At 66.3% G+C, this 12423-nt stretch carries 11 protein-coding genes and 2 pseudogenes; 4 read left to right on the top strand and 9 right to left on the bottom strand.

Translation table 11 applies throughout. From position 1 onward, the window contains the following. Positions 1–30: 30 nt before the first annotated feature. The 3 genes from Raf01_RS48200 to Raf01_RS48190 form a co-directional block, all read right to left on the bottom strand. The gene (locus tag Raf01_RS48200; RefSeq protein ID WP_239134576.1) at positions 31–819 is read right to left on the bottom strand and encodes an alpha/beta fold hydrolase; all 789 of its coding nucleotides are present in this window, start codon (positions 817–819) and stop codon (positions 31–33) included. A 735-nt stretch (positions 820–1554) separates the two neighbouring features. Further along, complete coding sequence (locus tag Raf01_RS48195) at positions 1555–2109, bottom strand: hypothetical protein (protein WP_203924912.1); 555 nt, start codon at positions 2107–2109, stop codon at positions 1555–1557. A 39-nt stretch (positions 2110–2148) separates the two neighbouring features. Further along, complete coding sequence (locus tag Raf01_RS48190) at positions 2149–3102, bottom strand: HAMP domain-containing sensor histidine kinase (RefSeq protein WP_275413229.1); 954 nt, start codon at positions 3100–3102, stop codon at positions 2149–2151. Between Raf01_RS48190 and Raf01_RS51180 the strand changes: the two are divergent. The 3 genes and pseudogenes from Raf01_RS51180 to Raf01_RS48180 all read left to right on the top strand — a co-directional run. Then, positions 3078–3293, top strand: a pseudogene (locus Raf01_RS51180) (GNAT family N-acetyltransferase); the annotation flags it as partial. The gene Raf01_RS48190 and the pseudogene Raf01_RS51180 overlap by 25 nt on opposite strands. Positions 3294–3450: 157 nt before the next feature. Beyond that, positions 3451–3708: a TetR/AcrR family transcriptional regulator C-terminal domain-containing protein gene (locus Raf01_RS50420; protein WP_275413231.1), complete on the top strand. Its 258-nt coding sequence runs from the start codon at positions 3451–3453 to the stop codon at positions 3706–3708. Between the two features lie 488 nt (positions 3709–4196). Beyond that, entirely contained in the window at positions 4197–4721 is a 525-nt protein-coding gene (locus Raf01_RS48180) for a hypothetical protein (RefSeq protein ID WP_203924909.1), read from the top strand. A 656-nt stretch (positions 4722–5377) separates the two neighbouring features. Here the strand turns inward: Raf01_RS48180 and Raf01_RS50415 are convergent. From Raf01_RS50415 to Raf01_RS48145, 6 genes and pseudogenes are all read right to left on the bottom strand, one after another. Continuing rightward, positions 5378–5926 (bottom strand): annotated as a pseudogene (locus tag Raf01_RS50415) (IS6 family transposase); the annotation flags it as partial. Positions 5927–6729: 803 nt separating this feature from the next. Beyond that, positions 6730–7008 (bottom strand): DUF7677 family protein, encoded by a 279-nt coding sequence (locus Raf01_RS48165; protein ID WP_203924907.1) that lies wholly within the window; start codon positions 7006–7008, stop codon positions 6730–6732. A 247-nt stretch (positions 7009–7255) separates the two neighbouring features. Continuing rightward, positions 7256–7672: a DUF6228 family protein gene (locus tag Raf01_RS48160; protein WP_275413230.1), complete on the bottom strand. Its 417-nt coding sequence runs from the start codon at positions 7670–7672 to the stop codon at positions 7256–7258. Between the two features lie 134 nt (positions 7673–7806). Continuing rightward, entirely contained in the window at positions 7807–8358 is a 552-nt protein-coding gene (locus Raf01_RS48155; RefSeq protein WP_203924905.1) for a hypothetical protein, read from the bottom strand. 287 nt (positions 8359–8645) lie between these two features. Further along, the gene (locus tag Raf01_RS48150) at positions 8646–9503 is read right to left on the bottom strand and encodes a hypothetical protein (protein WP_203924904.1); all 858 of its coding nucleotides are present in this window, start codon (positions 9501–9503) and stop codon (positions 8646–8648) included. Between the two features lie 715 nt (positions 9504–10218). Beyond that, entirely contained in the window at positions 10219–10992 is a 774-nt protein-coding gene (locus Raf01_RS48145; RefSeq protein ID WP_203924903.1) for a hypothetical protein, read from the bottom strand. A 755-nt stretch (positions 10993–11747) separates the two neighbouring features. Here Raf01_RS48145 and Raf01_RS48140 point away from each other — a divergent pair. Next, on the top strand, positions 11748–12266 hold the full coding sequence (locus tag Raf01_RS48140) for a hypothetical protein (protein ID WP_203924902.1): 519 nt from the start codon (positions 11748–11750) through the stop codon (positions 12264–12266). The last annotated feature ends 157 nt before the right edge of the window (positions 12267–12423 follow it).

Genomic DNA, 12423 nt, shown 5'->3' with positions numbered 1-12423 from the left:
TAGAACGCACGAGATGGAGTGTACGAGCACTCAGCGACGATGCTCGACGATCGCCGCGAATTCCAGCAGCAGCTTCGCCGTCGCCGCCGGGTCTTCCACCGGCGGCGTGTGTCCGACCCCGGGGAGCAACTCGACGCGGGCGCCGGGCACGACGCGGTAGGCCTCGGCCGAGGAAGCGCGCCACCGCTCGTCGTCGATGCCGAAAATGACTAGCAGCGGAAGACCGCAGTCACGGAGCCGGTCAGGAAGGCTCCGCTCCGCGAGGTAGGCGGTGTAGGCGCGCATGACACCAACAAAGTCCTGATGGGTCAACCGCCGCAGGTGCTCCAGCCAGACGTCCGGGATCTCCACCTGCCGGGTCGTCCCACGAGCAGACTTCACCATCGACCGGGGATCACGCAGACGCCAGAGCAACGCACCGGGAAAGCGCGTCTTGATCAGACGGAAGAGCAACCTTTCGGGGACCTTCGCCTCGAGATCAGGCCCCATGTCCAGAAGCGCAGCCGCCGCCACGACATCGGGCCGCTGCTCGACGAGCGACGTAGCCACCATGCAACCCGAGGAATGCCCGATCGCGGTCACCCGGCTCACACCGAGCCTGTCCAGCACCTCAGCGACCCGCCGTGCCTGAGTCACTACGTCATAGCGAGGCGGGTCGCCGTGACCGATCAGGTCGACCCGCACGACGTGGTGCGCCTCCGCTAACGCCGGCACCACCGGTTCCCACGCAGCGCTGGGAGCCGCCGCATTACTCAACAGCAGCAGCGTAGAAGCGCCACTCCTGCCGTTCTCCACGACATGCACCTGCGCCGCTGTCATCGAACCGCCTCCTGTCCCTAACCGAACTTGGGACACCGAGCGTCCCAACCGGCGGGCAGCGGCGTCTTGAACGAATGTTCCCCACCCCCTAAAGCGGCTTGTAGTCCCGCCTGACCGAAGACTCCGGTGGGGGCCGCACGGCGTCGGCCTACGGCACACCGTCGGCCACGATCGACGCGACAAGAATCGGTTCGTATCAGTCACCGCAGCACGGACCCGGCGCCTCAACCCAGATCGTCCCCGCTGGACATCGTCGCGGCCGGTCCGCAGGCCGGAACGGGCACGCTTCGGCAACCGCCTCCTGCAGCATCCGTGCTGACTCCTCAGCTCGCTTCATCCGGTCGATCATAGGCACTCGGCACCGCTCCAAGATCGGTTGCGCTGTTCTCGTCATGTCCGCAAGGAACCGCACCACAGTCGACCGACGCAGCGTGACCGGTGTGCTGAGGACCGAGCGCGCACCGTCGGCGGCATTATGCGCGCATCTGATCAGCGCATTGCGACCGCCATGTGCTCGGCCGGCGGCATCGGCGCGCACGTGGTCTTGCCGAACGACGAGACCGTGATTGGGCGGACGGGACCGCTATCCGGCTCGCTCACCCGCCGGTTACGCGTTGGCGGGGTGGCCAAGGCTGATCGTCTTCAAGACCTGCGGGTCCGGCGGAGTGCGGCCACTTCGTCGCCGACCTGGCCGCAGCCACGGCTTCGGCTTTCGCCACCCCGGTGGCCGACCGGTTAAGCGAAGGATTGCGCGTCGAAACTGATCCCGCCGCGCTCAGCCATCCGCAGCACCCGCCTGCCGTGGAGCGGGGGCCGGCGGATATAGAGGGTGAAGCCCCAGGCCCGGAACCTCAGATCGAAGTGGTCGCCCTCAAGGTGCCACCTGGTCTCGTCATGCGGAACCACAGGCCCCAACCGGTGAAGGTTTTCCATCTCGAGCGGCATCCCGAGAGAGCGCAGATCACCGGATATCCCCTCCACGCAGCGGAAGACCAGCGTGGCCGGCGCCACCCAGGACTCGACACTGTGCAAGGGACCGGGCCCCGGCGATTCGACCCAGCGTGCGATGTAGTCGAGGTCGACGTGCAATGCCAGATCCGACGGCGCGGTGTCGTCGACGTCGTCCTGCTCCAGAAACTCCTCCGGGGTCAGGCCGTCGGGCGGGCCCTCGTAGCCGGTGACGGCGATCGCGTGTATCCGACAGAGATGGTTCCACGACATCGCATCGAAATCCTGTTCGGTCCAGGTGGCCTTGCTCAGGCCGGACGCCGGATGCACGAGGTTCTCCATCCACCGAGTATCCGGCAGTGGACCTGTCGACGACATAGATCATCGCCATTCATTGCGGTTGCCGCCCCTGCGCCGCGTCGTCAAGGCGCACATGGTGACCCTGCCGGCCCCCCAGCGGGAAGACGACGGTGACCTGGAGGCCGCCGTCCGGCGCGGGTGTGCGGTGACGGCGGCGTCGTGCGCGGTGGCGATGGCGTGGACGATCGACAGACCGAGGCCGAGTCCTCCGTCGCGGCGGGTCCGGTTCGGGCCGAGCCGCCGGAAGGGCTGGAACAACCTGCCGACCTCCGAGGCCGGGATCGGCCGCCCGGTGTTGGTCACCGTCAGCTTCGCGTACCCCGCGTCGGTAGCGGTGGTGACCTCGATCCGGCCGGCGTCCGCGTTGTAGCGCAACGCGTTGTCCATGAGGTTGGTGACCAGTCGTTCGGCGATGCGGGGATCGCCGGCGGTCGGAGCCGGGTCGAGCGTGGTGGCCAGCTGTACGCCGCGGCGGGCCGCCTCGGTCTCGTGGGCGAGCAGGACGTGGTCGGTCAGCCGGGCGAGGTCGAACGGTTCCCGGCGGTCCAGCCCGGCGTGGCTGCGGGCGAGGGTAAGCAGCGCCTCGATGAGTTGTTCCTGTTGCTGGTTGGTGGTCAGAACGCGTTCGTGGGCGGTGCGCAGCGATGCGGCGGTGGCCTCGGGGTCGGCCAGCGCGATCTGGATCAAGGTGCGCTGCCGGGCGACAGGCGTGCGTAGTTCGTGCGACGCGTTGGCGACGAACTGGCGTTGGGGCCGGAACGAGGCTTCGAGCCGGCCGCGCAGACTGTCGAAGGTGTCGCCGAGCTCCTTGAGCTCATCGTCGGGCCCGCCGATGGCGAGTCGCCGGTGCAGATTGGTGGCCGAGATGTGCTGCACGGTGGTGGCGATGGTGTGCAGCGAGCGCAACATGCGGCCGGCGACGAACCAGCCCAGCGCAGTACACCGCGGAGGACGCGGCCGAGGAACTGGACTCACCGGTCGACGACCTCCCGACGTCCACTCTGGCGGTGTTCGACGGCGCGACGATGCTCGGCTTCTCGGCGGTCCACTACAAGCCGACGGCCGAGATCGTCCACTGGGTGCAGGCGGCCGGCGCCGTCCGCCCCACCCATCGTCACCAGGGACTCGGGACGAAGCTCGTGCAGCACGGACTGGCGACCGCCGAGAGGCTGCACGCACTGCATCACCCCACGCAAAGCCATCCGCTGCATCAAACGCTACATCGCCCGCGAGGTCTACCAACTCATCCAACAACTCAAGCCCGCAGACCAGACCCTACGAACCGCTTGACAAACATAGGGGCATCGGCGCCCGCTCAAGTCCCTGCAGACCACGGGACTCCCCCTGCCCACAGCACTGGAGATGCTGTACGCGGTGACCGGTTTCGTCGTCGGCCATGCCGTGATGCTGCACAGGGGCGACCGGCCGAACATGGCCAACAGCAGGCAGGAGATGCCTGGACTCGATCCCCTGGAGTATCCCCTGCTGGCCGAGGTCACCCGGACCCCGGACCCGACCGGGCCGAATCTCCGCTTCGAATTCGCGCTGGAGGCCATGCTGCGTGGATTCAGCGCGGAGTGACGCGAGACCGGGCTCACCCCAGCGAACCGGTTCACCGGGGCCCGGAACCAGGAGCGGACCCGCACCAGCCTCGACGATTTCCACGAGATCAGCCGCGAAGAGTGACCCCGGACCGCACTTTCCGCCGACCGGTCGCCGGATCTCAACCTGGGCGCCCGGAAACCCTGCGGAGTCCAAACCCTCGTATGTTCGTTGACCTGGAAAGTGGTGTCATTGGGGCCGCCGGCACGCAAGAGTCGGCCTACGGGAGACGCAGGTCACACTCGGCGAGGATCACATCTTCGCAGGCCGTCTCGTCGTATGGGAGACGGAGGCACTGAGGCAGGAGCCTGGTCATAGCGAGCGGACGGCACGCCAGAAGGTTGTGTTGATTACCTGGGCGAACAAGGGGATCAGCCGTGGGGCGGCCGACCGCTGGGCCGAGGATCACGAATCTGCCTTTGTACCGAAATCAGCCGTGCGCCGGTATCGAGACAAGGGGAAACTTGATGAGCAACTTAGGGCGTCGGATCCGACGCGGCACCATGGCACTGCTGCTGACGGCATCCTGCGTCGTCGGGTTGACCACGGCGCTGTCGGCGCCGGCCCAGGCGGCCAACGGGTGCAGCGGCAGCCGGATCGAGCACATCGCGATGCATGACGATACGTACGGCTACCTGATGGCGTACCTGGACGTCTACTACGACAGCTCCACTGGCAACAACTGCGCCGCCACGGTCGCGACCGGAGACCTTTCCTACGGCGTCCTCAAGGGCATGTACGTCATACTGGTGAAGTGCTCGCAGACCACGCCCAACAGGACCTCCTGCACTAACATCGGCTCCCAGCGCGATCCCGCGTCAGCCGGCACCTATGGCAACTACTACTACTACGCCGGCCCGGTGACGGTGTACTCGCCGAACAACTGCATCTTCGCGGAGGGGTCCATCGAGTCGTATTGGAACAACGGCGCCACGACGCACTCGTACGGCTCGACCAGGGTCAGCACCGGTTATCAGGCATCGCACTGCTGACGGTGACCACCCACTCGCGCTTTCGCCCCAGCTGCATTCGCCCTTCGAACATCGCGTAGATCGCCACCAGTGACGCTTTCCGAGCAACCGTTAAGTACGGTGGGTAGTCGAGGCGCAGACACGCCGACGGTGTTGCGACACAACGAAAAGGCGAAGGACCCGGTATGAAATCGGTCCTCTCTTGAGGTAGGGCCGCAGGCGCGGGGTCGGTGTTGCCGCCGGTCCGTTTCCTGCGGCCCTCCCGCACCCGGTGTGCGCCGCCCGATGCACCGGGCGCTCCGCGTGCCGCAGAGGGCGTCGAGGACGTACTTGTTACAGTCGGCCGGGTCCGGGGCCCGTGGTTCGCCACCGCTCAAAGTCGGGTGTTGACCTCGGCGCGGACGGCCGCGCGGCTGTCGCGGATCGTGCCGCGGGTCGGGCTGGATTGGGAGATCCCTTCAGCCATGCCGTCGCGGCTTCAGCGATCATCACTGGTTGTTGTTGCGACAGCGTCGAAGATGTCGGCGTCGACTTCCTTCTGCCACGGCGGGAGGTCCTCCCACGGGGCGACGTAGGAGGGCTTCGGGTCGGGGATGTCCCGGTAGATCTGGGCGTTCCAGCAGGCGCCGGTGCGTTGTGGAACCGGCAGACGTGTTGAACCCGCGCCCGGTCGGCGGTCAGATCGCTTGGACGAGTTCGGTGAACGCGGCGGCGACCCGCAGCATGGGCGGGGCGTCGAGTCCGAGTTCGTAGTGGCCGCGACGAAGGTTCTGTATGAAGGCGTGTCCGGTGATGATCAGTTGTGCTGTCTGGTCCGTTCGTAGCCCGCGCATCGGTCTCAGCCGGTGTTTCAGCTGGCTGTGATCGGCCTCGATCGGATTGTTGGCGTGCTGCTCGACGTGGTGCCAGGCCGACGGGATCAGCTCGTCCAGGACGCCGGGGTAGACCGCGGCGGCGTCGGTAACCACCTCGATGGGCTTGACTTTCAGCGTGGACAGCGCCCGGCGGAAGAACCTCCGGGCCGCGTCGGCGTCGCGGCGGGCTCAGACGAGCACGTCGATGACCTGCCCGTACTGGTCGACCGCCCGGTAGACGTAGCGCCAGACTCCGTTGACTTTGACGTAGGTCTCGTCGACGTGCCACCGGTCACCCGGCGAGTGCCGGCAGAACCGGGCGGCGTCGGCCAGCAGCGGGGTGAACCGCTGCACCCACCGATACACCCGGTCTGGCCGGACATCGATACCGTCCAGGCGGCGATCGACGTGGCAGAAGGCCATGCCCAGCGCGGCGATCGCGACGACCGCGTCGGTATCCGCACCGTGGGTGCTTACCCGCACGGCGACCGGACGCGCCGGACTTGCTCGCGCCGCGCCGGCGCTGACCAGCGACAGTCGGAACCTCGCTTAACCGGTCGGCGGTACCCCGGTGGGCGCCCACGCCGGTGCACCACAGTGAGCCCGCGTCAGCACCGGTGCCACCCCTGGTCACCAATACGCCGCCGGCCTCGGCGCACCTCTACGACGATCCGGCGCCACGGACCCGGCGGCACAAAGCGGCACGCATCGAACTGCACTGAAACGCGGCACTACCAGGGGCTATCGCAACGGAGGAGCACCATCGGAGCACCAGATCCCAGATTCTGGGAAAATCCGTCCCGTGATACGAAACGAATCAAGGCCGTGAGCCGCATTTCTGCTGGTCACGGCCTTGATCGCTGGCGCGCCCGGAGGGACTCGAACCCCCAACCTTCTGATCCGTAGTCGACGGACGCGACATGCAGTTCACCGCCTTGATCAAATGACTGTTCCAGGTCCGATTTCGGCGCAGTTCGCGCCGATGGCCGTCGGTCAACAACAACATGGCAATCGTCTCAACGTACGAGACGCACATAATCGACGATCGCGGCACGGCACGGTTTAGGAGGGGCTAGCGTCCCGCCCGCTGCGGGTACCGTGACCGGGGCCAACACAGGTTGATGCGGCAGACCCGAACTTGACCATTCCGTGTATCTTCCGGATCCTGCGGCCTCTTACGCGAGTTCCATCTCCCAGGCTTCGAACGGCGGCTCGACGACATACGTCGGGTCGCAGTACCGGCGCACGTACTGGGCGGCCCGGTGCATCGCATCGCCCGTGTTGGTGACCTCACCGTCGGGCTGGACGTCAAGCACGTTGATAAAGATCGCGAACGTTTGCTCCAGTGCCGAGCCAAACTGCATCAGAGCCACGCGGTAGTCGATGTCTTCGAGGAGCTCAAGGTCGAGCGTTCCCGTTCGCGATGTAGAAGGCGAAGAATCGGACGGCCGCACGTACGTCCATGGGGAGCTGGCTCATGGAAGGATCTTGAATGGTCGCGCCTCGTCCCCGATATCCACCTTCAGTTCGGAAGGGTGATGATCTCCGGGGCCATGTGCACGGCGCCTGGTCGGGCGGGTGCGTTGGTGGCCGCTGGTGCCAGCTCGGGCTACTGGCCGTGGATGGCCCGACCCACCCTTGAGGCACGCGGGGCGCGCAGCCTTGCGCGACCGATGTTCGCTCGGATGCGAGGGCCCGCTGTCACCGACGAAAGTGCTCCTCGATGGCGGCGACGAGCTGGCTTAGCTGTTCGCCGGCCTCGGTCCAGAGCGTGACCTGAGCCTGCCAGCTGTCTGGCCTGGACACGTCGTCGCGCAGTATCGCAGTGAGGGAGATGTGGCCGGTGCCGTCGTGTCGGGCCTCGATCTGCAGCTTGGCGTCCATCGATCGCCAGTGGCGCACGCCGGGCCAGCCGGTCCAGTCGCCGGCCAGCGAGTGGAAGAAGCTGATCAGATCATTCCGACTGTTGCCAGTCGGCCAAATCAGCTCGACGGCGGCGCGTGCCTCCAACCCGTCGTCGCGCAGTTCGACGGTCATGCCGGCGAGGTAGTCCTCACCCCACAGGTTCCCGGGTGGATGGAGGATCCAGGTAGCGGGCTGGGGCGGCGGTGGAAGCATCAGGGGTTCGTTCATGGTGGCGGCAGTATGCGGCTTCGGCCGGACCTCGCTCAACGAGGTTGGCTCTGTCAGCACGGGTCCCGTTCGCCGTCGACCCACACTCCGTGACGCCGGGATCTAGTCGGTCGCTGGGGCTAGGGAAGGGCGGGTCGCACGGTCAGCCAATCACGAACAGAATCCTTGTCCGCTGACCGAGACAGGAGACCAACGATCGTCTCCAGCGGTGCGAGGAGGGTCTTGTGACGCCGGAGGGTCAGGATCTGATCGGTGGGTAGCGAACGCCATGTCCGGGACTGCTCGCGTGCCTCGCGCGGAGTGAGAGTCAGGGCGGCGAGTAGGTCTCGCACCAGAGCGTCGGCGCTCCACGTCGTATTGCCATCGACCTCGCCGAGTTGGCCTATCAGCAGCGCTCGCATGTTGAACTGGTCGGCAGATGCGGACCATCGGTCGTAGGTGGTGAAGCGCTGCATGCAGTTGACGAGCGTGAGGAACCCTTCGGCCCACTCTCGGCGAGACTCGGCGTCCAGCGCCCGGTCACACGCGCGTCGTTGTGGCGTCCAGCGTGCGCTGAGCCACCAGTTGATCTCGCGAGGCGCGCGGGACGTGTCGAGGGAGTTCGCCCACTCACGCAGGCGGTTGCTTGACCAATCCGCCATGTCGTCGTACGGAGGTGGCGTCGCCAGCATGAACCTAGTGTGCATGACGTCGTTCGTAGCCAGTCCTGCCAGCTGCCCTGACTCCATCCCGAGCTGAAGCGCCTCGAGGCGGAGGCTGTTGTGAGGGTGCGGCGGGCAGTGCTGGCGCCGCGGCGGGCGCCGGCCACGGCCCGGTCCTCGTCGCCGTTCCCACCGACTTCCCCAGCTGGGTGATGCCAGTGGCAAGCAGCGTAGCGGCGCGGCAGCGATCGCCGGAAGCAACGGCGGTGGTGGCGGCCTGTTGGGACGTAGATGGCATGTTGGGTATTGGTGAGCTGCTATGGCTGGTACGGCTGCCACGCGAATCGGCGGGACCAGTCGGGATCGTCGGCGGCGAAGGCGGTGAAGGCGGTGAAGGCGGTGATGACCTCACCGAGGTCCGTCGCGATAGTGCGGTAGTGCTTGCTTGGGTCGCCGTCTTGGCGTTCGAGGGCGTACCAGCCGGGCCGGGTGCCTGCTTGGCTGCCATAGCCGACCTGGAGATACCAGCCGTCCTGACGTTCAAGGATGGCGAACCATCGTTCGGGTGCGAGCTGAGTAAGCGTCCGGTGCATGGCTCCAGGCGACGGGTTGGTGATCGTGCGTCCGGTCGAGGTCGTCAGGACGAACGAGGGCATGCCTGGCCGCGGCGGGTGGATGTCGCCGACGACCTGGGGGCGCGCGTTGAACATGTCAACGGCATCGCGAAGCGAGCAGCCGAGCTGCTCGCGGATCTTGGCTATGGCTCGGATGTTCCGGCCGTCACAAACAAGCCGGTCGACCTCGTTGTGATCGATGGCGGGTGTTCTGATCTGGTCAAGCTGACGGTCGTAGCAGACCAGGCCGTGTGCCCAGGCGAGAGTCGCGGCGAAGGCCGACGCCGGCTCTGCTTGGCTGTAGACAATGGGAAAGTACATGAGCGGGCCGATCGCCTCGCCGATCAGCGGTGCGGATGCCCACGGACTGGCCTTTCCCTCGTCGTTGTCGATGTCGGGCCATCGGGCGAGTAACGCCTCCGCGTAGCGCCGAATCCTAGGCGAAGGCTCGTGGTGGACGTCTGCCTCGATGTACTGCTCGCAGAGGTCGCGGAATACGGCGGATGCGGCTTCGTCGGAGTCCGGTTGCTTGCCTTCCCACACGGCCAGGTCGTAGCTCACGGTCGGGATTCTTGCACCGCGCTGCCTCCTTGCCTTCCGCCATCCCGGCGCCCGACCGCTCCCGTCGAAGACACACCCTGAGATCGAGGCTGCCGTGAGGATGCGGCGCGCCGTGGCGCGCGATGCCGGCGCCGCGGCGGGCAGTGACCACGGCCTGGTCCTCGTCGCCGTTCCCACCGACTTCCCCGGCCAGGCGATGCCGGTGACAAGCCGCGCAGCGGCGCGGCAGCGGTCACCGGAAGCACGACGGTGGCGGCCTGTTCAGCGATCGTCGCGGTCTGCCGAGCCAGTGGGCCGGTTCGGATCACGACATCCGAACCGGTGCGGCGCGCCGTAGCGCGCGGTGCCGGCCCCCCAGCGCCGCCAGCAGCGCGCCGACGAGTGCGCCGCTGCGCCGCGCTTAGATCAACATCAATCGGACTGATCGGCGCGTTGACCAGCGAGAAGGCTTCCAACGTTTTACGGCACCTGTCACTGCTGCTGAGCCTCGTTTGTGCCGGATCTGTGCCCGATGATCTCTCCATCAGCACCACCGGCGAGCTTGACCCCGGCAACGAACGGGCGATCTAGGACCAGCGGCGAGACGCCCGCTGACCTGGGCGACCATTCCGTTAGCGCCCGCAGCCGTCCGGCGTTTGTGCGTACCGGTAGTCACTCAGCTGGTCACGCATCAGCCGAAAGCGACCTCACCGACTGACCCCCCGTGCTAACCGTTTCAATAGTCGGCGCTGTCCATGTCTCGGTCGCGGCTGTCAAGATATGAGGCGACGAATTTCCAGCCAGAAGAGCTGTCCCACGGCCGCGGAGCGTCATCCGGCCTTGCTGGCGGTGCGCCGATGATATTGATGCCGTGGTCTTCGCGCCGTTCTCGGCTTCGCTCGATGACAAGTTGTTCCGCGAGTCGCCAGCGGACTGGGTGTGGTTGCCGGTCGGGGATGTCGGCGAGTTGTTCGGCCGTAGGGATCGGTTCGTCGGCGTAGTCCAGGAAGCGGATCAGCGGCGCGTGGAACTCGTCCTCATCGATCATGGCGACAACCCGCATGAGGTGTAGTCGACCGCTGCGTGCCCGGTAGCCCAGAACCTGGCCGGCGACAAGCTTCGAAACGGCGCGGGTTGGTCGCCGGATCGGCCTCCTTGCGGGCTGGGGACCTTCGATCTGCTGACGCACCCGGTCGAGCGCGGCGGCCCGTTCTCGGACGGCTCGCGCGCCTAACTCGGCCCACCGACTGAGGTCGGCTCCGGCGTCGAGCATCGCTAAGGCGGCGCGGCGAGTCTCGGGGTCCAGCCGGCCCAGCTTCGACTGGGTGTGCGCCAACGCCAGCCATACGATCGGCGCCTCGTCCACATCGTCAAGAGCTTCGGCGAACTCCTCCAGTACGGCCGCCCGGGCTTGCTCGTCATCAACGCCTGAAGCCACCGCTTCGCGATAGGTGTCGCGCACATCGCAAGCCGTGTCGTCGCTGAAAAGTCCGGGCCCGTCCATTCCCACGCCGGCACTGTAGCCTGCATCAGCTCGAAGCACCCGCCCAAGTCGGACGATCTGTGAGTCATCCCGGCGGCCTGTGCTCTGCAATGCCAGACCTCCGCCCGGGTGTCAAACGATGAAGCATGTTTGACACCCGGGCGGAGGTCTGGCATCCCCTCGTGGGCAGGCCGCTGGGATGACTCTGACCGCTCCCACTCCACATGACCTCCATCAGCTGTCAGCGGCCAGTTCGGATTCCCCGTGTGTCAACGGTCGTCTGGAGTTCCGGGTGGGCGGACAGTAACTCGCCGGGTGGGTGGACAGCGTTTCTCCGGGTCCGCGGCCAGTTGTCCTCCGGGTCGTTGTTGTCGGCCCCGCCATGCTCGCTGGGCTCGGCGACTGGACGCGGTGGCTGGGAGCGCCGATGTTGTTTGCTGGGCTCGCGTTGTTGTGCTTGGCGGTTCGACGCCGTCTACGGGGGGAGCGGTAATGGCTGCGGCCTGAATAATCGACGCGGACCCTCCAGAAGATTTGAACCCCCATAGGCCCAGGCTGATGATTGATCGGTGCGAATCGGACCGATCGACGCTCCGACCAGCGCAGGAACCCTCAACGTCTGCCATCACCTGTCACTGGCTTCCGTCGCCAGATGGTCCCGATTCGGTCCCAACGATCTTGGACGCTAGGCCAACCGGCGGCCCTGTCATCCCGTCGCCTGCTCGTCTTGTTGGACGGCCCCGATGAGGTGACGGCATATTAATGTGACTGCCATGTCGCAGATGACGAAGCCGCTGCCAGCGCCAGACATGCGCGTGCTGTTCGACATTCTTGTCGTGTTCCAGGGTGAACTGCTCATCGGTCAGGTCTCCCCGGACGTTACTGCGCACGTCATTCGCCGGCTGACCAGCGACGGTCTAGTTGCCGAGGACGCTTCCGTCGGCGAGTTGGGGGCAGTCATAGGGGATCTTCTCCAGCGGGTGCGTTACGCGCTGGGCGAGTACGCCACCCTTCCCTCGCCGTCGCCACGCGAGACGACATACGTCTTGAGCGCGCCCAGCCTGGAGGCGGCGCGGGCGTGCCAGGAACAGCTGATCGCCTGGGGCGGATCGGCCGTGACTATCCGCGACGCCCAGGACAGCCGCGGATGGACCATGCGCGACGCCTCGGACACCAACGAATGGGAAGTAGCTGCAAACTTCCCTGAGCTAGCTCCCGATCCCGCCCACGCGGCCCGTGTCATCCAGGTAAGCGAGTTGGCTAGAGAGCACGGCGGGCGCTACCAAGGTTCGGGCCGCTGACCAGCTACGGTGCGTGGCAGCTCGAACGATGGGGACTAGAACCCCAAAACCGCATGGCACACAGAGATCATCTGGATCGGATGTATCGGCGGCTCGACCTGCCGCAATGCTGCCAACCTTTGACGCTATTTTCCGTGGCTTCTCGTCCTGAGTTGGG

The sequence above is a fragment of the Rugosimonospora africana genome (genome assembly GCF_016862975.1).
Lineage (GTDB): Bacteria > Actinomycetota > Actinomycetes > Mycobacteriales > Micromonosporaceae > Rugosimonospora > Rugosimonospora africana.
The sequence above is the reverse complement of the archived record's forward strand: the minus strand, read 5'-3'. Positions and strand labels throughout refer to the sequence as shown.

What these genes read in the sequence shown, in the direction of transcription:
- Raf01_RS48200 (WP_239134576.1), bottom strand. Translation starts at nt 819, where the DNA reads ATGACAGCGGCGCAGGTGCATGTCGTGGAGAACGGCAGGAGTGGCGCT.
- Raf01_RS48195 (WP_203924912.1), bottom strand. Translation starts at nt 2,109, where the DNA reads ATGGAGAACCTCGTGCATCCGGCGTCCGGCCTGAGCAAGGCCACCTGG.
- Raf01_RS48180 (WP_203924909.1), top strand. Translation starts at nt 4,197, where the DNA reads ATGAGCAACTTAGGGCGTCGGATCCGACGCGGCACCATGGCACTGCTG.
- Raf01_RS48160 (WP_275413230.1), bottom strand. Translation starts at nt 7,672, where the DNA reads ATGCTTCCACCGCCGCCCCAGCCCGCTACCTGGATCCTCCATCCACCC.
- Raf01_RS48155 (WP_203924905.1), bottom strand. Translation starts at nt 8,358, where the DNA reads ATGCTGGCGACGCCACCTCCGTACGACGACATGGCGGATTGGTCAAGC.
- Raf01_RS48140 (WP_203924902.1), top strand. Translation starts at nt 11,748, where the DNA reads ATGACGAAGCCGCTGCCAGCGCCAGACATGCGCGTGCTGTTCGACATT.